This is a genomic window from Streptomyces nodosus (assembly GCF_008704995.1).
Classification (GTDB): domain Bacteria; phylum Actinomycetota; class Actinomycetes; order Streptomycetales; family Streptomycetaceae; genus Streptomyces; species Streptomyces nodosus.
On record NZ_CP023747.1, the window covers coordinates 165,264 to 190,623 of the forward strand.

The window sequence follows — 25,360 nt, forward strand, 5'->3', positions numbered from 1 at the left end:
GCTGCCGGAGGGGTGGACGTAGGCGGTCTTGGCGAGGCGGACGGTGAAGGCGAGGCGAAGCCCGCGGCGGGCGGCTTCGGCGATCAGGGGTCGCAGGCGGGTCGAGCCGGACGTGATGGCCAGGGCGCCGACGCGGCCCGTTCCGGTGCCCGTGGGGGTGATCAGGACTGCTTTGGTGCGGACGCGGGCGCTGACACCGGAGGCTGTGGTGCGTCGGGTGATGTATCGGGCGGCGATGGCGGTGAGTTCGGGAAGGTCGGTGATGCCGCCGGTCTCGACGGCCGCGAGGGCTCCGCGGAGGGCGAGGACGAAGGCTGCGCCTTTGCCCTTGGTGTAGAACTGCGAGACCAGGGAGGGGTCGCAGTTGATGATCCGTGCGATGTCCCGTTTGTTGAAGTCGGCCGTCTGGAGTCGGTCGGCGAGCTGTGCTGCCTCGTTCGGCTGTCGCTCGTTTAGGCGGCGGGCGCGGCGGGCGCGGGGCGGCATCAGGCCTCCTGGGCGGTGCGGGCGAGTGTGGCGCGTCCGGCGTTCCGCAGAGTGAGCAGTTCTTCCTCGGTGGTGGGGGCCGCTCCGGAACGGCGTGGACATGGTCCTGGACCCGCTGGGCGCCGCACGGGCCCTTCCGAACCGCGCCTGTGCACGCCCGGCCGCCACGCCCTCTCGGTCTCCAGCGACCACCCCGAGGCAGTGGAACTCGTGGCCGTCACCGCCAAAGCAGGCCGAGGGCGTCGACGATGGCGTGGCGCTTGCGTGCCACTCGCGGACCTGTCCGCGCAGTCGGCCGTGGAGCTCCTTGACCAGACCATGGTCACGCCAGCGGTAGAAGCACGCACGGAACCGGTGGGTCATTTGGCCTGGTCGAGCAGGACGGCGTCGGGGCCGGCCGGGAAGCGCAGTTGGCCGGTCGTGTCGTGCACGGCTCGCCAGATCGTCTCGGCGACGTCGCTCTCCTTGGTCAGCATTTCCTGACCCATGAAGCTGTCGAGGATCTCCTTCGCCCAGGGTGCGTAGGGATCCGGGACCAGCTCGTCCGGCGAGTTGCCGTTCAACGCCCTTGCGCCGAAGTTCGTCGTCAGGCAGGCGCCCGGTTCGACCGTCTTGGCCTGTACGCCGAAGGGCGCGAGTTCGAGCGCGAGGGACGCGGTGAATCCTTCGATGGCCATCTTGCTCGCCTTGTAGACGGCCGTGAGCGGCATGTGACCCAGCACGACGCTGGATGTCACGTTGATCACCACACCGGAGCCGCGCTCGCGGAACTGGGGCAGCACCGCCTGCGTCGTCGCCATCACGCCGAACGTGTTGGTCTCGAAGACCTCCCGCACCTTGGACATCGGGGTGCCCTCGAACACGCCGATCGAGGGGACGCCCGCGTTGTTGACCAGGACGTCGACGGGCCCGGCGATGTCGAGGGCGGCGGTGATGGACTCGGGCTCGGTCACGTCGAGCGGCACCACGCGGAGCCGGTCCGACTCGGGCAGGATGTCCGTACGGGGAGTGCGCATCGTGGCGATGACGTTCCAACCCTGTGCGTGGAAGTGGAGGGCGGTCTCCTGCCCGTAGCCGGAGGAGGTGCCGGTGATCAGAATCGTCTTCATGCTGGGCCCCTTGCGAGATGGTGGGATCTGCGGATGAGCCGGCGTCTTCCTACACTGCGGAAGACGCGGTGATTCCATTGAATCGGCCTGACCTGCGGATTCAGTAGACGTATCCTCGCTTCCTCTTGCACGATCCTCCTCGGTTGCTGATGTGGTTCAGAGCACGAGGGCCGAAGCCTGCCGGAGCGCGGACGGACTTGTACAGGTATGGGCCGCACAGTGCGAGGTGGGAGGACCAACCCGTACCGCTGCCTGCGCGGTCGACGTGCGCGCCCGTGTCACGTGCGCGTTCGGGACCTCCCCCGTATCCGGGCCGGTCCGGCTCAGGGCAGGGCGCCCGCGGGAGTACGCAAGGTGGATTGCAGGCGGGCGGCGTCCCTGCTGGGGGGCGCGCCGAACTGGCGGCGGTACTCGCGGCTGAACTGGGACGGGTTGTCGTAGCCGACGCGGTGGCCGACTGCGGTGATGTCGCCCGGGTGGGTGGCGAGCAGCAGCCGGGCCTCCTGGAGCCGGATCTGCTTCTGGAACTGGATGGGGCTCATCGCGGTCACCGCCTGGAAGTTGCGGTAGAAGGCGGAGACGCTCATGCCGGACTGTCGTGCCACGTCCTCGACCCGGAAGGGCTGCGCATAGTGCTCGCGGATCCAGCGCACGGCACGGGAGACATGACTGAGGCTGCTGTCGGCGAGACCGAGCTGGCGCACCGTCGCTCCCTGCTCGCTGGTGATCAGCCGCCACAGGATCTCGCGTTTGAACAAGGGGGCGAGTACGGCGCGGTCGCGGGGTTCGTCGAGCAGGCGCAGCATCCGGACCACCGCGTCGAGCAGGGCAGGTGGGGCGTCACTGACGGCGATCCCCGAGGGCGTGCCCCCACCGGCGCGGGGGGTGTCGCCGGGGCCTGCCTGGAGCAGCAGTTCGGCGACGGCGGACGGTTCCAGCGTGAGGCCGAATCCCAGCGCCGGCTCCTCGGCTTCGGCCTGGGTGAACTGCCCGGTCACCGGCAGGTCGACGGATGCGACCAGGTACTGCCCGGGCCCGTACTCGAAGACCCTCTCCCCCAGGGCGAGGCGTTTGGCTCCCTGGGCGATCACCGCGAGGACCGTGCCGGACATGGAAGGCGCCGGCGGATCGGGGCGGTCGACCTTGGAGATGAGGACGCCGTCGATGGCGGTGGTCCAGTCGGGGCGGACGTGCCGGGCCAGCAGGGTGCGGAACTCGTCGAGGCTCATGCGTCCATTGCACCACCATCCGCACGGTGACTCCCGTGTCGGCGAGGATCGTGCAAGCACAAGCGAGCATTATTCTAGCATCTGCACAGGTCAGAGGGCTTGAATGGGTCAACGTCACTCCAGCAAACCGGATGAGGGAAACCATGATGGCAAAGTACGGCTTCAGTGCGACCCTGACCGCCAGGCCCGGAATGGGTGATCAGCTCGTCGACCTGCTGCTGACCGGCCTGGACGAGGGCAGCCCCGGCGCGAGCGAACACTGCCTGGTCTACCTCGTCTCCCGCTCCGCCTCGGACCCCGACATCGTCCACGTCATCGAGGGCTGGACCAGCGAGGAGGACCACCACCGCGTCTTCGCCAGTGAGGCCGCCCAGGCCATCGTGACGAGGATCGATCCGCTGCTGGGCAAGGACGCCGAGTACACCGACCACGTCCCGGTCCGCGGTAAGGCCGCCCTCTGACCACAGCACACCCCCACCCCCGGCATCCTGCCGCTGCGGCCATGCGCCGTGACGGCGCCGCCTCGCCGAAGGACAGCGAAAATGACCCTGACACGACCCGCCCTCGACCCCGAACTGCGCGAGCTGCTTGCCGGCATGGCCCTCATGTCCCAGCTCAGCGCGGAAGTCCTTGTGCACCTGCGCCAGATCCCCTCGACGCCCGTCGACACCTTCCTCGCCGACCGGCACGTCGACCGACGCGAGGTCACCGTGCCCGCCCAGGACGGCACCCCCCTCCCCCTGTCGGTTTTCACCCCCGCGCACCCCGACCGCACCGATGGCGCCCCCTGCATCTACTGGATGCACGGCGGCGGGATGCTCATGGGCGACCGCTTCTCGCAGATCGACATCCCGCTGGAATGGCTCGAAGAGTTCGGCGCCGTCGTGGTCACCGTCGACTACCGGCTCGCGCCCGAGGCCACCGGCACCGCCCTGGTCGACGACTGCTACCAGGGGCTGCTCTGGATCGCCGAACACGCCGTCGAACTCGGCATCGACCCCACCCGGATCGTCGTCGCCGGCGCCAGCGCGGGCGGCGGCCTCGCCGCCGGAGTCACCCTGCTGGCCCGCGACCTCGGCACCCCGGCGATCGCCGCACAGATGCTCGTCTGCCCGATGCTCGACCACCGCAACACCACCACTTCCAGCCGCCAGTACTCCGGCGAGCCGTGCGTGTGGACCCGCGAGATGAACGCGTTCGCATGGCACGCCGTGCTTGGCGACCTCACCGACGACGAGGTGTCCGCCTACGTCTCGCCCGCCGTCGCAGACGACCTCTCCGGCCTGCCGACCACCTACATCGACACCGGCTCCGCCGAGGTCTTCCGCGACGAGGACACCGACTACGCCACCCGTATCTGGGCGGCCGGCGGCCAAGCCGAACTCCATGTCTGGGCGGGCGGCTTCCACGGGTTCGACGCGCTCTACCCGCAGGCGAAGATCTCGGCCACAGCACGCCGGACCCGCACCGACTGGCTCGCCCGCACCCTCCAGCCCCACACACGGTCTCGAGAAGCCCTCTGACAAGTTGGTGCGTGATAGCGGGTTGGGGTTGGGTGTTTGTTGGTGGGTGGCATGATCCCGGCGTGGCGATCATGGTCAATCGGGCGATTCTCGCGCACCGGCCGTTCACGGGAATCTCGCGGCGTCATCTGGCCCGTCTGATCGAGGAGTTGGCTGTACCGTGGCGGGTCGGCGTCGAAGGCCGCCGCCATGCGGCACGTGGTGGGACCAGGAAGCGGGCCGAGGGTGCGGGCGCCCGCCATCAACTTGTCTTCGTCGACCGGCTGGTGGCCACACTGATCCACCTGCGGCATGACCTGCCGCGCTCGGTGCTGGGACTGCTGTTCGGTGTCGACCGCTCCACCGTCACCTGCGCGATCGGAGAGGTACGCAGGCTCCTGGCCGAGCAAGGATGCGCGGTCCCCGAGCGTCCGGGGCGTACTCCAGGACCACCACGGCAGTCCTGGGGTCGCGGTGGACGCGGAGATTGTCCGCGCTGCGCAGCTTCATGTAGTCGCCGTAGCCGCTGTAGAGGTCGATGATCTGCCGCCGCCCCTCGACCCGCCCCGGGTACCCCGGCACGGAGATCACGTACTCGAAGACGACGTCCTCGGCAAGGAGATCGAAGTAGTCCTCCCCGTCGACCAGCCCGTCCAGGCCCTCCTTGACGATGCGGAAGAACGGGCTGTTCGCCCCGAAGGAAGCGTTGTCGCCAACGGTCTTGCTCATGACGCCTCCAGCGCCCAGGCGCGGGCGTTGCGCTCGGCGAACTCGCGGAAAGTGGTGGCCGGGCGACCGGTGACCTTTTCGATGTCGCCGGTGGGCGTGGCGCCGTCGCCGGTGATGATGGCGTCGGTGAGCCAGCGCAGCATCACCGCGTAGTCGGCGGGCACGCCTGCCGCGAGCGCGCCGCTGATCCACGCTTCCTGGTCGATGTCGTTGTAGAAGACGGGGCGGCCGCTCACCGATGCGATGGTGTCCGCTGTATCCCGGAAGGTGAGGGCCTGCGGGCCGGCGAGCGAGTAGGTGGCCCCAGCGTGGGTCTTGGGATGCATCAGCGTCTCGGCCGCGACCGCCGCGATGTCCTGCGCATCGACGAATGCCTCCCTGCCGCCGTTGCTCGGGGCTGTGATCAACGAGTCGATGACCGGGAGGTGGTCGTCGGCGAAGTTCTGCATCACCCACGCGGGGCGCAGAACGGAATACGTCATGGCGCGTCGGGAGGCGAGGTCGGCCTCGACGGCCGCGATGTCGATCTCCCGCGGCGCCTGGTCGGCGTTATAGGTGCTCAGGAAGGTGACGTGGCGCACGCCGGCCGTCTCGGCGAGGTCAAAGAAGGCGGCGACCTGGCTTGCGTACCTGATGCGCATGACCGGTGTCACAAGGTAGAGGCGGTCGACTCCGGCCAGGGCGTCTGGGTGTGTGGCCGGGTCGTCCCAGTCGAACCGGACGTCGGCTCCGCGGCGCGAGGCGGTACGCGGGGTGATTCCTCGGCGAGCGAGTGCGCCGGCCAGCAGCGAGCCGGTCCGGCCGGTGCCGCCCAGGACGAGTGCGGTAGGTGCTTCCTTGTTCATGGCTCCATGATCGAAGCCAGAGTCGAGACGATCCATGTGTGCATCACTCGATTTTTTACGCAAGGCTCTCGCCCTGGCGCTCACCTGACCAACCATGATCTTCATGGACTTGCTGTCTGATCATCTGGTGCGGGCGCGCGCCACCGGCGCGGTGTTCGCGCGGACGGTCGCCGAACCACCGTGGGGACTTCGGCTGGGCGGCTCCATCCAACTCGCCGTGCACACCGTCGTATGCGGACGTGCCTACCTCTGGCTGGACACCCCCGGCCGGCCGGTGGAGCTCACACCGGGAACCGTTGCGCTGGTACGCGGCGGGCCGAACCACTACATCGGGCACGAGCCGGGGGCCGACTGCCTGGAACCGGAGGAGTTTCGGGCACGCCACACCCAGGCGGGCCCCGGCGACGATCCCCTGCGGGAGGTGATCACCCTGCTGTCTCGCGAGCTGGTCCAGACCGAACCCGCCCAGCAGATCGTGCTGGACCGCCTCCTGGACCTGCTGCTCGTGCTCGCCATCCGCAGGGACTTCCGCCGCAGCAGTACCGCACCGTGCTGGTACCGGGCCTCCGCGGACCCCCGATTCGGCGCCGCGCTGCACGCCATCCACGAAAACGCCGCCCACCCATGGACGGTCCCCGAACTCGCCGCGATCAGCGGACTGTCCCGCGCCGCATTCGCACGGCTGTTCAGGGAGGCACTCGGCCAAGCCCCCATGCAGTACCTGACCGAATGGCGCATGACCCTCGCCCGCGACCACCTGCGAACCGACGATCGCACCCTCGCCCAGATCGCCGACGCCGTCGGCTACGGCTCACCCTTCGCGTTCGCGGCCGCCTTCCGCCGCCACCACGGACAGCCGCCAGGAACCTGGCGCCAGCAGGAACGAACAGCAGCAGACACACCACCGCTCACCACCACACACCCCGGCTCGTGAGGCACTTCATACGCGACACGCGGGACGCCGAGGTCCGGGTGGCCGCCGTCGAGAAGAGCGCCGCCCAGCTCCGGGACGGCTGGACACCGAGCTGCGGGACGAACTGGACGAGGTCCGAGACAAGGTCCGCGAGGCGGAGGGCGGGCCCGTACGGCGGAGGAGGGAACGCCCGAGGCAGGAAGTAGCAGGACTCCCCTGCCAGTCGCCAATTGACGACTGGCCCCCGTACTGCAGAATGGGCCCACATGAGGGTCCATTTCTAGCGCCGGGTCAGGCGTCAGCCAGCCGCCATGCCCGCGTCGACCGGCAGGGCGTGCCCGGTGACGTGCTTCGACACGTCGGAGGCCAGGTAGAGGAACGTGTGGGCGATGTCCTCGGGGTTGATCAGCACACCGGTCGGGTGCAGCGTGGCCGCCTCCGCTTCGGTGAACATGCCGGCCTTGATCGCCTGGTCGAGCAGGGCGGTGCGGACGACACCCGGGCACACGGCGTTGATGCGGATGCTCTGCTTGACGTACTCGATGGCCGCCGTGCGCGTCAGCGCGACCACGCCCCCCTTCGCCGCCGAGTAGTCGGCGATGCCCAGCGGCAGGCCGACCATCCCGGCGATGGAGGCCATGTTCACGATCGTGCCCCCGCCCTGGGCCAGCATCTGGGTGATCTCGGCCTTCATGGACAGCCAGACGCCCTTGAGGTTCACCGAAACCAGCCTGTCCCAGGTCTCTTCGGTGAGCTCGTGCAGCGGCGCGCCGCCCTGTTCCTCGATGCCCGCATTGTTGATCGCGACGTCCAGCCTGCCGTACGCGGCAACGGTCGCCCGGACCGCCGCCTCAAGGTCGGCCGCCGAGGTGACATCGGCCCGAACGAACTGTGCCTTCCCGCCGCCCTTGGTGATGGTGGCGGCCGTCTCCTTCCCGCCGTCCTCGTTGATGTCGGCGACGACGACCTTCGCCCCCTGCGCGGCGAACAACTGCGCGATCGCGGCGCCGATGCCCTGCGCCGCGCCGGTGATGAGCGCGCTCTTGCCCGCCAGTAATGAATCCACCATGTGCCTTTCCCCTCCTTGTCGGGGATGAGGGGTACCTTGCACACCCCTCTGGAAGAGAGAGATTCCGGTCATCGAACCGGACGCGCCGCCGGCCGGGGGCGCGTATCCACGAAGGTAACCCCGCCACTGACAGTCCTGTGTCACCAAGCTCGGTCCGTGTCAACAGGGTTGGGGCTTTCGGTCAAGTCACCCCAGACCAGGTCGGGCCAGGAGGTGACAGCCACGCCGGGTAGAGCGTGAACGTCTCCCCGCGCTGAGTACGCACCACAGTGAAGTGGCGCCGGTCGAGCGTGGCGACGCGCAGCGTCTTGACCCGCTCGGCGACCGCGACAACCGAGGCGGCGGTGGCGCCCGGCGGCAGACTTGCGAATTGGCGGACCAGTTCCGTCCAGCATCAGGGCCGTGACCGGGCCGAACCCTCCGGCTGCCAGATCCTTGCATGCGCGCACAAGCTGCGCCGGCACGGGAGTACCCCTGCCGGCGCCGGAAACATTGCAGGCCGGCCCAACTCGGTTTTTCCGCGGCCACGTTCGGGCGAGCGGCGGGGTGCCGAGCGCTGCGCCGGCACCCTGCCCCGTCGACTCGGCTCCGGCGGGGCCGACCCGGAGCAGCCGGGCTCCCCGCTGCTCCCATGCATCGCCGAGGCTTGTCCGCCCAGCCGCCTTGCGTGGCGATGCCCGCGCGCTTGGAGTCGGCAGCCGCGGCCCGGCGTGGCGTACGCGGAGTCGGCGGAAGGCTCCAGGACCGGGAAGCGGCCATCCCCCGCGGCCCGAGGACGCGCGAAGGGACCGGCACCGCGCCCACCCCCGCTCTGGCTCGATCAGTGGGGATGCGATGAAGAGGTTGGACAGGCCCAAGGTCAGGAGTTCGTCGCGCCGAATCTCTCGTGCCGGTCACCGATGGGCAGGCCCGCCAGCAGAGCGCGCCGACTGGCCCTGACATGCTCACGCATCACATGCTCGGCGCTGTCGCCGTCCTTCGCCAGGATCAGCTCCAGGACGACGTGGTGCTCGCGGTCGGACTGGGTGGCGCGGCCCGGCTGGCTCAGCGAGGTGTTCACCAGCCGGGAGTACGCCAACTGATTCATCAACATCCGGTAGTGGGCCTGCAACTTGGTGTTGTCGGCGCCGGCTACGAGCAGGTCGTGGAACTCATGGACCAACTCTGCGTACCGCTCTCGGTCGTCCCGCTCCACCGCTTCATCGGCCTCGCGCAGGTTCCGTTCGAGCGAGTCGATCTCCGGGACACGGCCGCGCTGGGCGAGGAGGCGGGCGGCCGCGCCCTCGAGGAGTTCCTTCATCTCGAAGAGTTCCGTGATCTCACGGCGGGAGGGGATGGTGACGAACGTCCCGACGCGGGGCCGGATCTCGACCAGCCCTTCGGTCTGCAACTGTTTGAGGGCTTCGCGCACAGGCGTACGACTCACGCCGAACTCGTCCGCGAGGGCGAGCTCCGAGAGCGGAGCTCCGGGTTCGATGTCGCCCTTGATGATACGCCTGCGCATTTCGGCGATCACCGTGGCCTGCATCGATCCGTTCTTCGGTTCGCTCTTCGCGCGATTCACCGAGTACTCCTCCATCTCCCGTGCCGCCCGCTGGATCATCCCAGAGACGTGAGGGCGCCGCCGTCGAAGAACTTGCCCGCGCTGTAGACCATAGGATGCCGTTCGGCGACCGCAGCGTGGACTACTCGGCAGATGAAAATGGTGTGGGTGCTGGCCTGGAGCCGCTCACGGATCTGCACCTCCATCTGCACGCTGCTCCGAGCGATCAGCGGGCTGCCGAACGGTCCGCTCTCCCAGTCGAGTTCCTTGAACTTGTCAGCGGCTTTGCTTGCGAACGTGCCGACGACGTCGAGTTGGTCGGTGGACAGGATGTTGATCGCAAGGTGGTCCGCCCGGTACAGACAGTCATGGGTGTGCGAGGTGCGCTGGACGCACACCATGACGGTGGGCGGGTCGAGCGAGATGCTCGAGAACGCGTTGACGGCCAGCCCTTTGGGGGTCTCTTCATCCATCGCGGTCACAACCGTGACACCGGTGACGAACTGCCGGTTGACCCGCTTCATCACGTCGATGTCGGGAGTCGAGGCGAGCGCGGCCATGGAAGGGCTCCTTGTCATCTTGATCGTCAGTCCTGTCCCACGCTGATGATGCCTAGCGCCGAGAGCAGCGACCGGGGGTCCCACGTCACGTGCTCCTCGACGACCCGGTCCGACTCGAAGCGGGCGAACGTGGCACCGCTGACTTCGACGCGCCGCTTGGTGGGCGGTACACCGAGGAACGAGTTCACGTGGGTTCCGCTGCTGTGCCAGCGGACCGCGGCCCTGTCGCCTTCGACCACGATGTCGTCGATGGTGGTGGTCAGGTCCGGGAAAGCCGCTCGGGTGGAGAGGATGGCCGCCTTGAAGGCGTCCAGGTTCTGCGGGTGCGGGTCCGTCCCGTGGCGCAGGTAAGCCCGGCTCAGCAACGCGTCGAGGGCATCGACGTCGCCCTGCCCCCAGGCCTCGGCCCATACCTTCTCGATGAGATCTCGCCGGGCGTCACCGTGCGTCATCTCTTCTCCTTTCACTGTGATGACCTTCGGGGTGCGGTCGGCCCGCCGGCAGAGGCGGGGCGCCCGCGCGCTGCTGGAGATGCCGAGCGGGCGGAGGAAGCGGAACCGTGCTTGTCCCCTCGGCCGCGGCCTGCGGTAGTGCCGTTCCTGGTGGTTCTTCTCTGCTTCCCGATGGCTACGCGGGCGCCTTTTCCGCACCCGTTCAAAGGCGAACGGACACGAAGCCCCCTGCGCCCACCGGGCTGACGCCAGGCGGCATTGGCATACAAGAAGCAGTAAGGCATGTTCCAGATGGAGCGTCAAGAGGCCGGAGGCATCGGATCGCCGCGCAACCCCACCAGTCGCCAAAACAGGCAGTTCAGATGCGGTCTCATGACTGCCGGCGTAAGGATCTGGAAGGCACGCGAAGACCGTTTGACCGAGACCCTTGACCGGCCTGAGAGTGGGTGCTTATGGTCCTGTGCCATGCAAGAGAGCTTGGAACAATCTGACGAGAGCATCGGTCTCCGCAAGCTCGTGCTCTACCGTGAGGTCGTCTTCACCGAGGCGGGCGAGGCAGTCGTGCGGCCCGTGCAGCGAGCCAGCGTCGCTGCGGTCATACGGAATCCATGGGTGGGCTCCGGCCCTTCGGCTGATCTGTCGATGGAGCAGGCTCGCATCGCTCCGGTACTCGCGCAGCTGCTGACCGACCGGCTCATCACTTCCGTGGGCGGTGCGGACGAGATCGAAGCGTTCGGCAAGGCTGCCATCGTCGGTACGGCGGGCGAGATCGAGCACGCCGGGGCACTCATCCACACCCCGTACTTCGGGAACCTGGTGCGAGAGTTCCTCCAGGGCGAGTCCATCATCTGTTTCGCCGACACGCGTGCCGAGGCCGGAGAGACGCTGATCGTCCCCCTCTGGCACAAGACACATGCCGCAACGCGCAGTCACTACCAGACCATCAGCGCCCGCGTACCCGACGCGCCGCGTGCGGACGAGATCGTCGTCATCGCAGCCGCGTCGACGGGGCCACGACCGCACCCCCGTATCGGGGACCGCATGACCGACCCCGTTGTCACCACCGAAACTCTGGAGGTTGTTCCCTCATGAGCGTCCGTAAGATCGTGACCGTCGTCGAAGAGATCCGCACCGAGGGCGGCCGGGAGGTCAACCGCTCTGCCCGCGTTGCCGTCGTCGCAGCGGTGATTGAGAATCCCTGGGCCGGTCAGGGCTTCGTCGAGGACCTCAGCCCGGGCATCGACGCGCACGCCTCCGACCTCGGCGCGCTGCTGGCTCCGGCGGTCCTCGATGCCCTCGATGCCCCCGCCGAGGCATACGGCAAGGCCGCCATCGTCGGCCTGGACGGCGAGATCGAGCATGGCTCGGCGCTGATCCACACCCTCAGGTTCGGCGACCACTTCCGCAAGGCAGCCAATGCCACCACCTTGCTGCCGGCGGTCGAGAAGCGTGGGCCCGCGGGCGTGGCCTTCGACATCCCGTTGAAGCACATCACCGACGCCACCATCCGTTCGCACCACCAGACCGTCGAGGTCCGGATCAGCGACGCTCCGCACCCGAACGAGATCGTCATCGCGCTTGCCGCCGCCGCTCAGGGACGCCCCCAGCAGCGTCTGGCGCCGCTCTCGACCGAACAGTAGGTGCCCATGAGCAAGCCGACCGTGGTCCTGCTGCACGGCGTCGGCCTCGACCACTCCATGTGGGAGCCCACCGCCGCGCTCCTCGCCGGCCGCTTCACCGTGATCACCCCCGACCTGCCCGGCCACGGCATTCGCCCACCGGTGAGCGCCGAGGTGACACTCGCAGACCTCGCCGACGGGGTGGTCGGTGAGATCCCGGCCGACTCACACCTGGTCGGGTTCTCACTGGGTGCGCTGGTCGCCCAGCACGTGGCGCTGCACCGCCCCGAGTTGGTGGCCACGTTGACCTCGGTCAGCTCGGTGTGCGAGCGCACGGCCGAGGAACGGGCCCTGGTCCTCGACCGGCTGCGCACCGCGGAGGCCGACTTCATGACAAGCACGGCCGCATCCCTTCAGCGGTGGTACGCCGGCACGGACGTCGATCCGGTCTGGGTAACCCGCACCAAGGCCACCCTGCTGGCCAATGACCTCGGCTCGTTCCTCAACTGTTATCGCGTGTTCGCCACGGCGGATGCCGAACTCGGGCCGGACCTTGGCGCCATCGCCGTACGAGCACTGGCGGTGACGGGAGAGAGCGATCCTGGCTCCACCCCCGAGATGACCCATCGGCTCGCCGCGGCACTTCCAAACTGCCGTGCAGTGGTCGTCCCCCGGGCGCGTCACATGCTGCCCGTGGAGCGTCCCCAGGCGCTCGTCGACTCCCTCACCACCTTCCTTGGAGAGTGCTCCCATGTCTGACCTCCCCACACTGCAGCACTTCATCGGGGGCGCGCGGATGGAGCCCGCGTCGGGCGAGTACTTCCAGAGCACCAACCCTGCCACGCGCGAGGTCCTCTATCGGGCAGCGCGTGGAGGCGCCGCCGACATCGAGCGAGCGGTCGTCTCTGCGAAGAAGACCTTTGAGGACCCGCGCTGGCGCGACCTCAGCCAGACGCGGCGGGGCCACCTGCTGCGCCGCCTCGGTGACCTGATCGCCGAGAACGCCGAAGACCTCGCCCGCATGGAGACGCAGGACAACGGCAAGCTGCTGCGTGAGATGCGGGGGCAGCTGGCCACCTTGCCGGAGTACTACCACTACTACGCAGGACTCGCCGACAAGATCCACGGCGACGTCATCCCCACCTCCGACCGCCAGGTGCTGAACTACACGGCCCGGGAACCGCTGGGAGTCGTCGGAGCCATCACGCCCTGGAACTCCCCGCTGACGCTGACCAGCAGCAAGCTGGCCCCTGCGCTCTGCGCCGGCAACACCGTCGTGATCAAGCCCTCCGAACACACCTCGGCCAGCGTCCTCAAGCTCGCCGAGCTGGCGCTGGAGGCAGGGTTCCCGCCAGGGGCGGTGAACGTCGTCACCGGATTCGGGGCCGAAGCCGGACAGGCCCTGGTCGACCACCACGACCTGGCGAAGATCTCCTTCACCGGCAGCACCCGCACCGGCGCCCGCATCGCCGTGGCGACCGCGAGCCGGTTCATCGGCTCCACACTCGAACTCGGTGGTAAATCCCCCAACATCGTGTTCGAGGATGCGAACATCCCGAACGCAGCGATGGGAGTCGTCGCCGGCATCTTCGCCGCCGCCGGACAGACCTGTATCGCAGGCAGCCGCGTCTTCGCCCACCGGTCGGTCTACGACGAGCTGCTCGAGCGCGTCGCCGAACGCGCCAAGACCATCCGTATCGGCGACCCCCTGGACGAGCAGACCGAACTCGGCCCGCTGGCCTTCGCCGACCAGCGCGACAAGGTGGCCGGATATGTCGATCTCGGACGCAGCGAAGGCGCCCGGGTGCTGACCGGTGGACACTCCACCGACGGCGGACTCGGCGGCTACTTCTACGAGCCCACCATCCTCGTGGACGTCGACAACAGCATGCGCGTCGTACGTGAGGAAATCTTCGGCCCCGTCCTGGCCGTCATGCCGTTCGACACCGAGGACGAGGTCGTACGCCTGGCCAACGACACCGACTACGGACTCGCAGCCGGCGTCTGGACGACGAACCTCGCCCGGGCGCACCGCATGGCGGCACGCCTCGACGCCGGGACCGTCTGGGTCAACACCTACCGGGCCATGTCCCCCATGTCCCCCCGGCAGGGCTTCAAGACCAGCGGCGTCGGCGTCGAGCACGGCACCGAATCCATCAAGGAGTACACCCGGCTCAAGAGCGTGTGGATCAACACGAGCGAGGAGCCCGTGACCGACCCGTTCATCATGCGGAGCTGACATGCCACAGGTTGCCATCACCCTCGCCGAAGGCCGCACCCCGGCCCAGATCCGGGACTTGCTGCACGAAGTGCACGCCGCGGTCCTCCGCACCACGAACACCCGGCCCGAATACATCCGTGTCGTCGTCTCCGAGGTTCCCCGCTCGCACTGGGCCACCGGCGACGTCACCCTCACCGAGATGGACGCCGCCGGCACGGGACAGTCCGGCGCGACCACCGATGAGCGCAGCGACCAGGACAACACCCGACACCTGGTCACCCGAGCAGACGAGGAGCAGTCATGAGGTTTTCGTTGTTCGTGCACATGGAGCGCTGGGACGAGGAGGTCAGCCACCGCCAGCTCTTCGAGAATCTCACCGAGCTGGCCCTGATGGCCGAAGCCGGCGGGTTCGGCACCGTGTGGATCGGCGAGCACCACGCGATGGAGTACACCATCTCTCCCAGCCCGATGCCGCTGCTCGCCCACCTGGCCGCGAAGACCTCGACCGTCCGCCTCGGCGCCGGGACCATCATCGCGCCCTTCTGGAACCCGATCCGAGCCGCCGGTGAATGCGCGCTGCTCGACGTCATCAGTAACGGCCGGATGGAGGTGGGGCTCGCCAGGGGCGCCTACCAGTTCGAGTTCGACCGGCTGGCGGGCGGGCTGTCGGCTCGCGACGGCGGGAAGCACCTGCGTGAGCTTGTGCCCGCCGTCCGGGCGCTCTGGCAGGGGGACTACGCCCACGACGGCGAGATCTGGCAGTTCCCGACGTCGACCAGCGTGCCCAAGCCGGTACAGCAGCCCACCCCACCCATGTGGATCGCCGCCCGCGACCCCGATTCCCACGACTTCGCCGTCGCTCAGGGCTGTAACGTCATGGTCACCCCGCTGATGAAGGGAGACGAGGAAGTCGTCGATCTCAAGCGGAAGTTCGACACCGCGGTGGCCAACCACCCCGAGGTGCCGCGTCCCGAGCTGATGGTGCTGCGGCACACCCACGTCCACTCCCCCGACGAGCCCGACGGGTGGAGGCCGGCCGCGGAGGCAATCGGCCGGTTCTACCGGACCTTCGACGCCTGGTTCGGCAACAAGACCACCCCGCAGAACGGGTTCCTCGCCCCCAGCCCGGAGTCGAAGTTCGAAGACCGCCCCGAGTTCCAACCGGAGTCGTTGCACAAGACAGCGATGATCGGCACCCCTGTCGAAATCATCGAACGGCTGCGCACCTACGAGGAACTCGGCGTCGACGAGTACAGCTTCTGGATCGACACCAGCCTGCCGCACGCGGAGAAGCGCCAGTCGTTGGAGCTGTTCATCAAGGAAGTCGTCCCGGCGTTCCGGTAAGTCGATACCCCGTGTCGGAGCCGCGGCCCAGGAAGGCCGTCCAACAATGAGGCGCACGCTCTCAGTTCACCAGAGAGTGCACTGCAGCTCGTTCGACCTTGCCCCGGCCCGCCTCCTGGATGCGGGCGACCTCGGTCACAAAGGTGGCGAGGCCCCGTTTCCACATGGCCAACGAGTTCGCCCTCCGGCCTGAACAAGGCCACTTCCGCGCACACCTGACGAACGGGTCGTGCACCCGGCTCAAGATGAAGATCGTGAGCGGCTCCAGGCGTTCCAGCCCCGCTCACCGGCTGGGTCGTCACCAGCCGCCACCCCTCCCGCTGGTCTGCAGCATCGGTTTCATCCGGCATCTCACGCCCCCGACATGGTGAGAGCCCCGCAGTCGCCCCCCACCACCCACTGAAGCAGCCTCCTTCCTCGGTCTCCAGGAGCACGCCATGACCCACGACGCCTCGGCGCCGGTGTACGGCAGCGCGATAGCAAAAGTCGAACCCTTCGGGGTCGACCACATCCCCGACAGCGAGCGGCATGGCAAGCCCAGTTCGCAGTTCTTCGTCTGGTTCGCCGCCGGCTTGAACTTTCCCATCATCATGCTCGGTTTCAGTGCGGCCTGGTTCGGACTGAGCTTCCCGGCCGCTGTCACCGCCATCGTCATCGGAGCGGCCCTGGGCTCCCTGCTCATGGCCGTGATGTCCCGGATGGGCGTACGGCTCGGTGTGCCGCAGCAGATCCAGGCCCGCGGACCGCTCGGCTTCTTCGGCAACTTCCTGCCTGTCGCCTACATCAACGTCTTCGCCGGCATCGGCTGGGCGTCCGTGACCGTCATCCTCGGCGGCAAGGCGTTCGCGGGACTGACCCACCTGCCGTTCTGGCTGTGCGCAGGGGTGCTGACACTGGTCGAGATGGTCGTCGCGGTCTTCGGCTACAACATGATCAACTTCCTGCAGAAGGCGCTGACGTACGTCCTGACGCCCCTGTTCGCGCTGATCACCGTGGTAGCCGCCGTGCGCGGCGGAAGCGTCTTCCACGCCAACCCCCATGCACAGGGGTACATCGGCTCCACCGGCGGCCTGGTCACCTTCGGCGCCTGGTTCCTGTCCTTCCTGGTGGCCTGGGCGCCCTTCGCCTCGGACTACTCCCGCTACCTGCCGGACACCCCCGAAGTCGTCACGCGCACCGCCTGGTACACCGGCCTCGGCAATTTCGTCACCATCTGCTGGCTCGGCATCCTGGGCGTGGTCGTCGGCGGCAGCGCGACCAGTTCCGACTCGATCACCGCCCTGCACCAGCTCGCCGGCCCCTTCGCTCTTCCCGCCCTGCTCGCGGTCGGCCTCTCGGCACTGGCACAGAACTTCCTCAACGTCTACGGCGGCGCCATCTCCATCCAGACCCTGAAGGTGCCCGTCACCCGCGCCCAGGCCGTCATCGGCATCTGCGTCCTGGCATACGCCCTCAGCCTGTGGGGCGAGTCCGGCACCGAGGCCAAGTTCAAGGTCTTCCTCAACCTCACCGCGTACTTCATCGCCCCGTTCGTCGCCGTGCTGCTGCTCGACTACTACCTGGGCGGCCGCTCCGACCCGAGCCGCATCCCCGAACTCTACGATCGCTCACGCGTACTGGACTGGGGCTTCGTCGCGTGGGCGGGCGGGGTCGCGGCCTCCGTGCCGTTCTGGCAGTCCGACTTCTACACCGGACCGTTCTCGGTGGCCCATCCGGGCGCCGGCGACCTCAGCATGTTCGTCGCAACCGGAGCAGGCGCGGTCCTGTACTTGCTGACCTACCGGCTCAAACCGCTCTGGATGAGGGACGCGGGCGAAACACGCCACTCTTCAGGCGAACCCGATCGCTCCAGGGCGGTGGCTTCGCACCATCGGTGACGCGCTGCACATCGCGGGATCCCGGCACCTGAACAGAGACTTGAGGAGGCGGTACATGGCCATGGCCACCGATGCCGGACACGAGCACATACTGCGTGATAGCGCGCCTGAGTCAGGAGGCCGCGAGGCCGGCGCGCCCTGGCTGGTCGTCATCGACATGCAGGTGGCCTTCGCCGACCCAGGCAGTGCCTGGGCGGTGCCGCGCTACTCGGAGATCGAGCCCGTCGTCAAGCGGCTGTGCGACGGCTTCGAGGGGCGGGTCGTCGTCACCCGCTTCGTGCCCGACCCAGCCGAACCTGGCCAGTGGGCCCGCTACTACGCTCGGTGGCCCACCATGCGAGCTCCCGCCGACGATCCACTGTGGGACGTGACGTTCCCCGTCCCCGACAGCACCCCCGTGGTTTCGCTCCCCACCTTCGGTAAGTGGGGAGGCGAGCTGGACCGTATCACCGACGGTGCCCCGCTGGTGATGTGTGGAGTTGCCACGGATTGCTGCGTCCTGGCCACCGTGCTGGCCGCAGCGGACGCCGGTCGGGAAGTCACCGTTGTCGCCGACGCCTGTGCGGGCGTCGGCGACGACTACCACGAGGAAACCCTGCATGTACTCGGGCTCCTCTCCCCCATGGTCGAGGTCCGCATGGCCGGGGAACTCGGGTGAGAGGGCTTTCACGGACGTCGCCGAGCGACGCGATCGCGGTGATGAACCTTCGAGCTTGCTCGGCCTGGGATGAGGTGCTCGCCGAGGGCGCCGAGCGGGGACTCGCGGCCAGCCGCCTTTCGCCGTGCCCGTCACCGGAGGTACTTGTTGGTCCAATCGTCCGTGGTGACCCCAGTTCCCTTACGAAATCGGAGGTCTTTCTCCATGCCTCCACTTTCATGTCCATGGTGATCGGGGCGACGGCCGGCGGGATCCCGATGCCCAACACCCCGATGACGACAGCGGCTTCGCCCCGGCAGGCTGGTGAGCCCACCAGGGCGGCAGGCCACCCCGACGCAATCCGGCTGCTGATCACCACCGACTCCGGAGGAGCGAACCCCGCCTGTTCTCCGGCATCACCCAGAGCCTGCGCCGACGGCCCGCCGGCGCGGCTTCTGACGCGGAGACGCCGCGGAGGCCGACGTCAAGGAGCGCTTGTGCTCGTACCCGTGCCGCCGGACGCGTCCGGCAGGCGGGTGACGGCCATCAGGGCGGCATCGTCGTCCAGGCGTCCTTCGGTGTGCCGGGTCAGATCGGCGAGGAGAGCGTCCAGGATCGCACCGGGGTCCGTCGAGAGGGGACGGGACAGGACCGGCACGGGATCGTAGAAGGCGCCGTGGCGGTCGCGTGCCTCCACCAGGCCGTCGGTGAACAGCACCAGGGTCGCGTCGTGCGGCAGGGTGTACCGATCGACCGGTACCCGGGTGCGGCCCAGGTCGCCCAGACCCAGGGGCAGCGACGGGGCGGACGGCTCCAGCGGGCTCGCGCGGCCCCGGTGAACCAGGAGCGGCGCCGGATGTCCCAGATTGATCACGTATATGGCGGAGCCGTCGTCGGGGACGTCGATGAGGACGGCGGTGGCGAAGGACTCAGGGCCGTACTCCTCCTCGGCACCCGCCCACTGCATGAGCTCCTCCAGACGGTCGACCACGCCCGTCAGATCGGGGATGTGAGCCGCGGCCTCGTAGAAGGCGCCGAGCAGCCTGTTGACGGTTCGGACCGCGCCCAGTCCCTTCCCTCGCACATCGGCGATCATCATCCGCACACTGCCGGGTGTGGCATGGACGGCGTAGAGGTCACCACCGATGGCCGCCTCCTCGGCGGCGGCCCGGTACCGGGAGGCCACGGCCAGCGGACCGACCCGGGCGGGCGGGGCGGGGAGCACCGCCCGCTGGACGGCCTCAGCCACCTCGCGGGCGTCCTTCAACTGCTTCCGGTCTTTGGCCATCACCCGGTTGAGGATCGCGGCCAGCACGGTCAGGACCACGACGCTCGAGGACCGGACGAGGTGTTCGGTGGCGGTGACGTTCTCCTCCGTGTACGCCAGGGCCATCCCGACCGCTTCGGTCACCACGCCGGCGGCGATCGTGCCCGACAGTGAGTACACGGGGGCTGCCAGCACGGGAACGGCCGCCAGCAGCGGAAACACACTGAAGCTCGGCGGGGTGAGTACGGCGATGACGATGGCGACGAGGAGCACCGCGACAGGCAGGAGACGAGGCCATCGACTCCAGCGGACCAGAGATGTGCGGTCGCCTGTCATCAACGTGCTGTCCCTGTGCTCCTGGGCGGATCGTCATCGAGTCCCAGTCTCCGACGTGCCTCGCGTCACAGCGACAGGACCTGCGCACCCGGCGCCGACGGCTGTGGTCGGCGACCACCGTCGCGCGGTACGGGCGGCGCACGTCGAGCCGGCAGCCGGCCACCACCATGCGGACCGTGGGCCGAGGCCCGATGCCGCGCTCGACGTCATCCCTGCCGGGCCGTCGCCCGGTCCGACGCGGACGACATGGGCTTCGCGGCTGGATCGGCCGAGCCGGGCCGCGGTACCCCGGCCCGAAGGCCGATTGTGGTGATATCCGCCCGTCGCGTACGGTCGGCGAGGAGGAGGTTCCCATTGATCGACGATCTGGACCGCGCCATCATGAGCGCCCTCGCCCGGGACGGGCGCACTCCGTACACCACGCTGGCCCGTCAACTGGCCGTGTCGGAGGCGACCGTACGACAGCGGGTGTCGCGGTTGCAGGTGAGCGGTGCGCTGCGCATCGTCGCGCTGTGCAACCCCCTCACTCTGGGCCACCAGTCGGTGCGGCTGATGATCAGGGTGCGGGATCTCACGCCCCGCGCGGTCGCCAAGAGCCTGGCCGACATGCCGATGATCAACCATGTGGCGCTGGTCGCGGGCAGCCAAGACATCTTCCTGGAGGGCACCTGCCGCGATCAGGCGCAGCTGGTGCAGTTGCTGGACGAGATCCGTATGCTGCCCGGGGTTTCCCGGGTGCAGGTGCTGCTGCTTCTGGAGCTGTTCAAGGACTACTCGTGGAACGGCCTCAACAGCTCGGTCGGACAGGCCGTCGCGGACGGCTGAGTGTTCCGGACCTTGATCACGGGGGCAGGATCCGCTGCTCCGGCCCGGCCGGCACGTCCCGGAACCCTGCCCACAGATAGCTGTCTTTGACCACGTCGAGCACGGTGAACGCCTCGGCATGGGCCACGCCGTTGACCCGGCGGACCCGCTCGGTGAGCAGCTCCGACAGGTGTTCCAGGTCCCGGCAGCGGACGTCGAGGATCAGGTCGTAGGGGCCGACACAGGAGGCGACGTAGCGCACCTCGGGCATCCGGGACAGCTCCCGGGCCACCAGAACCACCGGGATGTGCTGCACCCGCACGGCGAGGTGAACCTCCATCTCGCCCACGCGTACGGCGTCCGTCATGCCCACGACCTGAATCGCGCCGCGCCGCTTGAGCCGCTGGAAGCGGGAGCGCACCGAGGCCTCGGACAGTCCGATGGAGCGTCCGACCTCGCCGAAGGACTTGCGTCCGTCGACCCGCAGCTGGTCGATGATCTGCCGGTCCAGGTCGTCGATCACACCGGCACCTCTCTTCCTTCTCTCCGCATCTTCACCTCGCGTCTTTTTGCGCCTGTTGCGAGATGAGTGGAATCCGGCCTCGGTTTCCACTGGATTCGATTTCAACAGCCCTGGTCAGGGGCCCGTCCGCGGCGGAAGCTAAGGACCACGGCACGAACGGACGATCTTCCGGACGTGCGCAGACCGATCCGGGGAGGCCCAGCACATGCATGCACCGTCATCGTCCGTCGGCCGGTGGCCGCAGTGACCGTCGCTGCCGCGCCACCGCCGACCGGCACGGTGTCGCCCGCCGCGCGCACCGACCGGATACGGCACCACGCGGTCACCGTGGCCCTGCTGGCCCCCGCAGGACTGACCGTCGTGGCGTTGGTGCTCGTGCCGCTGGTCCTCGTCGTGCGCAACAGCTTCGCACGGCCGGACCCCTACGGCGGCATCCGGGGTGGCTTCACCTTCTCCAACTATCACGAGCTGCTCGACCCCGTCTATCTGAAGGTCTTCGGCTACAGCCTCGGCATGGCGGCGCTCAACACGGCCGTCTGTCTGCTGCTCGGCTACGTGGTCTCGTACTACCTGGCCGGCCGTCCGCCGCAGCGACAGGGCCTGCTCCTGCTCCTGCTCATCGTGCCGTTCTGGACCGACTTCCTGGTGCGGACGTTCGCCTGGATCAACCTGCTCAGCCCGGGCGGCCCGGTCAACGCGCTCACCGACGCGGTGGGGCTCACCGACGGGCAGGTGCAGTGGATCCCGAGCCAGGGAGCGTCCTTCGTGGGCCTGGTCTACGCGTTCCTGCCGACCGCGATCTTCCCGATCTACGCGACGCTGCGCGGAGTGGACCCTTCGCTCGGGGAGGCGGCCCGGGACCTGGGCTGCGGCTGGTGGCGGGTGCACATCCGGGTGCTGCTGCCACTGGTGCGGCCGGGGCTGCTGGCCGCCGCGCTGCTCACCTTCGTCCCGACGCTCGGTGTGTTCGTGATCCCGGTGCTGCTCGGCGGTGGCAAGAACCAGCTGGTCGGAAACCTGATCGTCACGCTGTACACCGAGTTCCGCAATCAGCCGATGGGCGCGGCGGCCTCGGTCGCCCTGCTCGTCCTGATGATCGTGTCGGCGGCAGTGCTGGGCACTGCGGCGAGTCGGCTGAGGAGGAAGGCATCATGAGCGGCCGCACCCGGATACCCGGGCGTCTGCCCGACGCGGTCACCGCCTGGCTGGCCCGGGGCGTCATCGTCTTCCTCTACGTCCCGATCGTGGCCGTCGTGGTCCTGTCGTTCAACGACTCCGACGTCACCTACAAGTGGGCGGGGTTCAGCACCCGCTGGTACGGGACGCTCGCCCAGGACACCGATCTGCTGTCCGCGCTGCGGGTGAGCGCCGAGGCCGGGGTGATCTCGGCCACGCTGGCCACCTTCGGCGGGCTCTTCGCCGCGATGGGCATGGCACGGCTGGGTCCGCGCGGCCGGGCCCTGTTCTCCGGCGGGCTGTTCCTGCCTCTGGTGATCCCGGAGATCGTGCTCGGCGTGGCTCTGCTGTCGGTGTTCGGCATGCTGAAGGCGACCCTGGGCCTGGGGACGCTGGTCCTGGGCCATCTGGTGGTGACGCTGCCGTACGCGGCGCTGATCGTGCTCGGCGCGCACCGGGCGCTCGACCCCGCGCTGGACGAGGCCGCCGCCGACCTGGGCTGCGGGGTCTGGCAGCGGTTCAGGCTGGTGACCGTGCCGCTGCTCAAGCAGGCGCTGCTCGCCTCCTGGCTGCTGTGCTTCACCATCTCCTTCGGCAACATCGTGATGTCCACCTTCACCAGCGGGGTCGGCACCACCACCCTCCCGTTGCGCGTGTACTCGCTCCTCAAGACCGGGCTGACCCCCGAGATCAATGCTCTGGGCACCCTGCTGGTGCTGTTCACCTTCGTGATCATCCTGGGCGCCGGGCTGCGGCAGATGCGCCGGGTCCTGGTCGGCGACGACTCGGGCTGACCGTCGGCTCGGCCCCGTCTTTCCCTGCCTGCACCCACTGCGCCGTACGTCCGTCCTGCCCGTATGCCCTGGTACGTCCCCGAAAGGCCATGCCATGTCTCGTACCACCGTTTCCAGAACGCTTGTGACCACCTCGGTGCTGACCGTCACCGCGCTGGTCGCCACCGCCTGCGGCGGCTCCGGCTCCACCACGGCCGCCTCCTCCGGCGGCGGCAAGGAACTCCACGTCTACGCCTGGGCGGGAGAGGTCCCCGACTCCGTGGTCAAGGGCTTCGAGAAGGAGACCGGCATCAAGGTCACCGTCGACACTTTCGACAGCAACGAGACCATGACCGCCAAGCTCAACTCCGGATCGTCCGGCTACGACCTGGTGGAACCCAGCCAGTACACCGTGCAGCAGCTCATAGGTCAGCAGCTCATCGAACCGCTGGACCACACGAAGATCGAGGGCCTGGACAACCTGGCGGCGAAGTTCCGTGACCCGTCGTACGACAAGGGCAACAAGTACAGCGTGCCGTGGATCTGGGGCACCACCGGGTTCGCCTACAACGACACCTGCATGAAGTCGGCGACCAGCTGGAAGACCCTGTTCGACGGCAAGTACAAGGGCAAGCTGTACATGCTCGACAACATGCTGGCCGCCTACATCGCCGGCCTCCAGGTGACCGGGCACCGCGCCACCAGCACCGACAAGGACGAGATCGCCGAGGCGACCGCCGCCCTGCAGAAGCAGAAGAAGATCCTCGCCGGATACAACTCCACCAACTACCCGCAGCTGCTGTCGACCGGCCAGGCGTGCGCGGCGGAGGCGTGGAGCGGTACGGCGATGGCAAAGGTCGTGCAGTCGAACAAGCACGTCCACTATGTCATCCCCGAAGAGGGCGGCTCGATCTGGACCGACGGGCTGGCCATCCCCAAGGGCGCCAAGAATCTGACGTCGGCGTATAAGTTCATCAGCTACCTGCTGCGGCCCGAGGTGGCGGCGACGGCCACCGACGACGGCTCCTCCGCCAGCACCAACCAGGCAGCGCGCACGCACATCAAGGACAAGGACGCGCTGAACAACCCGGCGATCTACGCCCCCGACTCGGCCATCGAGAACGCCGACTTCCTGCTCGACCCGGGCACCGCGATGCAGTACTTCCAGCAGGGCTGGACCAAGGTGAAGGCGTCCTGACATGAGCACCGACCCAGCAGTCCCCGCCGTCCGGCTCAGCGGTGTCGGGAAGGTCTTCGGCGCCCAGCACGCGGTGCGTGACGTCACCCTCGACATCCGGCAGAACGAGTTCTTCTCGATCCTCGGCCCCTCGGGCTGCGGCAAGACCACCCTCATGCGGATGATCACCGGCTTCGAGGAGCCGTCCGAGGGCACGATCGAGCTCGGCGGTGTACCGACGGCCGGAGTGGCGGCCCACAAACGGGACCTCAACATGCTCTTCCAGAGCTACGCCCTCTTCCCGCACCTGAGTGTCGCCGACAACGTCGCCTTCGAGCTGAAGGTCCGCAAGCTGCGCCCGAAGGCGGAGATCAAGGGCGCGGTCGCAGAGGCGCTTGCCCTGGTCCGGCTGGAGGAGTACGGAGACCGTGCCGTCTCCCAGCTCTCGGGCGGCCAGCGGCAGCGCGTGGCGATCGCCCGCGCGTTGATCGCCCGGCCCTCGCTGCTGCTGCTCGACGAGCCGCTGGGCGCGCTGGACAAAAAGCTGCGCGCCGAGATGCAACTGGAGCTGAAGAAGATCCAGCGCGAGGTCGGGGTGACCTTTGTGACGGTTACCCACGACCAGGAGGAGGCGCTGACCATGTCGGACCGGATCGCCGTGATGAACGGTGGGCGGGTGGTACAGGTCGACACTCCCGAGGGTGTCTACGAGCGGCCGGGCAGCCGGTTCGTCGCCTCCTTCATCGGCACCTCGAACTTCCTCACCGGCACGTCCGACGGCCGTGTCATCGATGTCGGGGGGCTTGGCGTCCTGCCGGTCCCCGGCACGGACATCAGCGGGCAGGCCCATCTGTCGGTGCGTCCGGAGAACGTCGGGCTGTGTGCCGACGAGAACCTGCTGCCCACCGGTCATGCCGTCCTCCGGGGCACCCTCCGGCAGTCCGTGTACCTCGGCAACGCCGTGCGCCACCATCTCACGCTGGCCGACGGCACCGTTTTCGTCGCCGAGACCTCCGCCTCCGCCTCGGGAGGTCTGCATGCCGACGGCCCGGTGTGGGCCCACTGGCGGCCCGAGGCCTCCCGGGTGCTCGCCGAATAACCGTTCCCGGGCGGGTGCCCCTGACGCACCGCTGTCCCGTACCGACCCACCACCTCAGCAAGGAGATACG

Annotated in this window: 27 protein-coding genes and 1 pseudogene; 18 read left to right on the forward strand and 10 right to left on the reverse strand. The window is 68.4% G+C overall.

The features are described 5' to 3' along the window. Positions 1–12 precede the first annotated feature (12 nt). Complete coding sequence (locus tag CP978_RS34715; protein WP_158508300.1) at positions 13–456, forward strand: hypothetical protein; 444 nt, start codon at positions 13–15, stop codon at positions 454–456. Positions 457–845: 389 nt separating this feature from the next. Here the strand turns inward: CP978_RS34715 and CP978_RS00795 are convergent, their stop codons facing one another. Beyond that, on the reverse strand, positions 846–1,595 hold the full coding sequence (locus CP978_RS00795) for an SDR family oxidoreductase (protein WP_043436723.1): 750 nt from the start codon (positions 1,593–1,595) through the stop codon (positions 846–848). A gap of 323 nt (positions 1,596–1,918) precedes the next feature. Beyond that, entirely contained in the window at positions 1,919–2,824 is a 906-nt protein-coding gene (locus CP978_RS00800) for an AraC family transcriptional regulator (protein ID WP_043436725.1), read from the reverse strand. 143 nt (positions 2,825–2,967) lie between these two features. Here CP978_RS00800 and CP978_RS00805 point away from each other — a divergent pair, with 143 nt between their 5' ends. The 3 genes and pseudogenes from CP978_RS00805 to CP978_RS00815 form a co-directional block, all read left to right on the forward strand. Beyond that, positions 2,968–3,285 carry a putative quinol monooxygenase gene (locus CP978_RS00805; RefSeq protein WP_043436727.1) on the forward strand — a complete coding sequence of 106 codons (318 nt, stop codon included), beginning with the start codon at positions 2,968–2,970 and terminating at the stop codon, positions 3,283–3,285. Between the two features lie 81 nt (positions 3,286–3,366). Continuing rightward, entirely contained in the window at positions 3,367–4,347 is a 981-nt protein-coding gene (locus CP978_RS00810; protein WP_043436729.1) for an alpha/beta hydrolase, read from the forward strand. A gap of 71 nt (positions 4,348–4,418) precedes the next feature. Next, positions 4,419–4,763: pseudogene (locus tag CP978_RS00815) on the forward strand (helix-turn-helix domain-containing protein); the annotation flags it as partial. Here CP978_RS00815 and CP978_RS34720 read toward each other — a convergent pair. Next, positions 4,693–5,055 (reverse strand): nuclear transport factor 2 family protein, encoded by a 363-nt coding sequence (locus tag CP978_RS34720; RefSeq protein WP_052453893.1) that lies wholly within the window; start codon positions 5,053–5,055, stop codon positions 4,693–4,695. The pseudogene CP978_RS00815 and the gene CP978_RS34720 overlap by 71 nt on opposite strands. Further along, positions 5,052–6,005, reverse strand: coding sequence for an NmrA family NAD(P)-binding protein (locus tag CP978_RS00820; RefSeq protein ID WP_227745265.1), 954 nt, complete (start codon positions 6,003–6,005; stop codon positions 5,052–5,054). Before CP978_RS00820 ends, CP978_RS34720 begins: the two co-directional genes overlap by 4 nt. Here CP978_RS00820 and CP978_RS00825 point away from each other — a divergent pair. Beyond that, entirely contained in the window at positions 6,004–6,834 is an 831-nt protein-coding gene (locus CP978_RS00825; RefSeq protein WP_043447821.1) for an AraC family transcriptional regulator, read from the forward strand. The genes CP978_RS00820 and CP978_RS00825 overlap by 2 nt on opposite strands. 277 nt (positions 6,835–7,111) lie before the next feature. Here the strand turns inward: CP978_RS00825 and CP978_RS00830 are convergent, their stop codons facing one another. From CP978_RS00830 to CP978_RS00850, 4 genes are all read right to left on the reverse strand, one after another. Then, positions 7,112–7,882, reverse strand: a complete 771-nt coding sequence (locus tag CP978_RS00830; protein WP_043436734.1) for a glucose 1-dehydrogenase — start codon at positions 7,880–7,882, stop codon at positions 7,112–7,114. Positions 7,883–8,741: 859 nt separating this feature from the next. After that, complete coding sequence (locus CP978_RS00840) at positions 8,742–9,485, reverse strand: GntR family transcriptional regulator (RefSeq protein WP_227745266.1); 744 nt, start codon at positions 9,483–9,485, stop codon at positions 8,742–8,744. Next, complete coding sequence (locus CP978_RS00845) at positions 9,482–9,985, reverse strand: flavin reductase family protein (protein ID WP_107070327.1); 504 nt, start codon at positions 9,983–9,985, stop codon at positions 9,482–9,484. Before CP978_RS00845 ends, CP978_RS00840 begins: the two co-directional genes overlap by 4 nt. 26 nt (positions 9,986–10,011) lie before the next feature. Then, a complete protein-coding gene (locus CP978_RS00850) occupies positions 10,012–10,437 on the reverse strand; it encodes an ester cyclase (protein ID WP_043436739.1) in 426 nt (141 codons plus the stop codon). A gap of 282 nt (positions 10,438–10,719) precedes the next feature. Between CP978_RS00850 and CP978_RS00855 the strand changes: the two genes are divergently transcribed. From CP978_RS00855 to CP978_RS00890, 8 genes are all read left to right on the forward strand, one after another. Continuing rightward, a complete protein-coding gene (locus CP978_RS00855; protein ID WP_227745267.1) occupies positions 10,720–11,529 on the forward strand; it encodes an amino acid synthesis family protein in 810 nt (269 codons plus the stop codon). Positions 11,530–11,543: 14 nt separating this feature from the next. After that, a complete protein-coding gene (locus CP978_RS00860; RefSeq protein ID WP_249044193.1) occupies positions 11,544–12,077 on the forward strand; it encodes an amino acid synthesis family protein in 534 nt (177 codons plus the stop codon). A gap of 6 nt (positions 12,078–12,083) precedes the next feature. Beyond that, positions 12,084–12,815, forward strand: coding sequence for an alpha/beta fold hydrolase (locus CP978_RS00865; protein ID WP_043436746.1), 732 nt, complete (start codon positions 12,084–12,086; stop codon positions 12,813–12,815). Further along, complete coding sequence (locus CP978_RS00870) at positions 12,808–14,295, forward strand: aldehyde dehydrogenase (RefSeq protein WP_043436748.1); 1,488 nt, start codon at positions 12,808–12,810, stop codon at positions 14,293–14,295. Before CP978_RS00865 ends, CP978_RS00870 begins: the two co-directional genes overlap by 8 nt. Position 14,296: 1 nt before the next feature. Then, positions 14,297–14,581 (forward strand): tautomerase family protein, encoded by a 285-nt coding sequence (locus CP978_RS00875; RefSeq protein WP_052453894.1) that lies wholly within the window; start codon positions 14,297–14,299, stop codon positions 14,579–14,581. Next, positions 14,578–15,621 carry an LLM class flavin-dependent oxidoreductase gene (locus CP978_RS00880; RefSeq protein WP_043436750.1) on the forward strand — a complete coding sequence of 348 codons (1,044 nt, stop codon included), beginning with the start codon at positions 14,578–14,580 and terminating at the stop codon, positions 15,619–15,621. Before CP978_RS00875 ends, CP978_RS00880 begins: the two co-directional genes overlap by 4 nt. 437 nt (positions 15,622–16,058) lie before the next feature. After that, positions 16,059–17,498 carry a purine-cytosine permease family protein gene (locus CP978_RS00885; protein WP_043436752.1) on the forward strand — a complete coding sequence of 480 codons (1,440 nt, stop codon included), beginning with the start codon at positions 16,059–16,061 and terminating at the stop codon, positions 17,496–17,498. A gap of 55 nt (positions 17,499–17,553) precedes the next feature. Then, positions 17,554–18,156 carry a cysteine hydrolase family protein gene (locus CP978_RS00890; protein ID WP_227745268.1) on the forward strand — a complete coding sequence of 201 codons (603 nt, stop codon included), beginning with the start codon at positions 17,554–17,556 and terminating at the stop codon, positions 18,154–18,156. Positions 18,157–18,619: 463 nt separating this feature from the next. On the opposite strand, the gene CP978_RS00895 is transcribed toward CP978_RS00890, so the two are convergent. After that, positions 18,620–19,675 carry a PP2C family protein-serine/threonine phosphatase gene (locus tag CP978_RS00895; RefSeq protein WP_227745269.1) on the reverse strand — a complete coding sequence of 352 codons (1,056 nt, stop codon included), beginning with the start codon at positions 19,673–19,675 and terminating at the stop codon, positions 18,620–18,622. Positions 19,676–20,092: 417 nt separating this feature from the next. Between CP978_RS00895 and CP978_RS00900 the strand changes: the two genes are divergently transcribed. Then, positions 20,093–20,563, forward strand: coding sequence for an Lrp/AsnC family transcriptional regulator (locus CP978_RS00900; protein ID WP_043436758.1), 471 nt, complete (start codon positions 20,093–20,095; stop codon positions 20,561–20,563). A 16-nt stretch (positions 20,564–20,579) separates the two neighbouring features. Here CP978_RS00900 and CP978_RS00905 read toward each other — a convergent pair whose 3' ends face one another. Beyond that, positions 20,580–21,065, reverse strand: coding sequence for an Lrp/AsnC family transcriptional regulator (locus CP978_RS00905; RefSeq protein WP_043436761.1), 486 nt, complete (start codon positions 21,063–21,065; stop codon positions 20,580–20,582). 234 nt (positions 21,066–21,299) lie between these two features. Here CP978_RS00905 and CP978_RS00910 point away from each other — a divergent pair, with 234 nt between their 5' ends. The 4 genes from CP978_RS00910 to CP978_RS00925 all read left to right on the forward strand — a co-directional run bounded on the left by CP978_RS00910 (position 21,300) and on the right by CP978_RS00925 (position 25,290). After that, the gene (locus tag CP978_RS00910; protein WP_227745270.1) at positions 21,300–22,220 is read left to right on the forward strand and encodes an ABC transporter permease; all 921 of its coding nucleotides are present in this window, start codon (positions 21,300–21,302) and stop codon (positions 22,218–22,220) included. Beyond that, the gene (locus CP978_RS00915) at positions 22,217–23,035 is read left to right on the forward strand and encodes an ABC transporter permease (protein WP_052453895.1); all 819 of its coding nucleotides are present in this window, start codon (positions 22,217–22,219) and stop codon (positions 23,033–23,035) included. The genes CP978_RS00910 and CP978_RS00915 overlap by 4 nt, the downstream gene beginning before the upstream one ends. A gap of 94 nt (positions 23,036–23,129) precedes the next feature. Beyond that, the gene (locus tag CP978_RS00920; protein ID WP_052453896.1) at positions 23,130–24,212 is read left to right on the forward strand and encodes an ABC transporter substrate-binding protein; all 1,083 of its coding nucleotides are present in this window, start codon (positions 23,130–23,132) and stop codon (positions 24,210–24,212) included. 1 nt (position 24,213) lies between these two features. Further along, a complete protein-coding gene (locus tag CP978_RS00925) occupies positions 24,214–25,290 on the forward strand; it encodes an ABC transporter ATP-binding protein (protein WP_043436765.1) in 1,077 nt (358 codons plus the stop codon). Positions 25,291–25,360 lie beyond the last annotated feature (70 nt).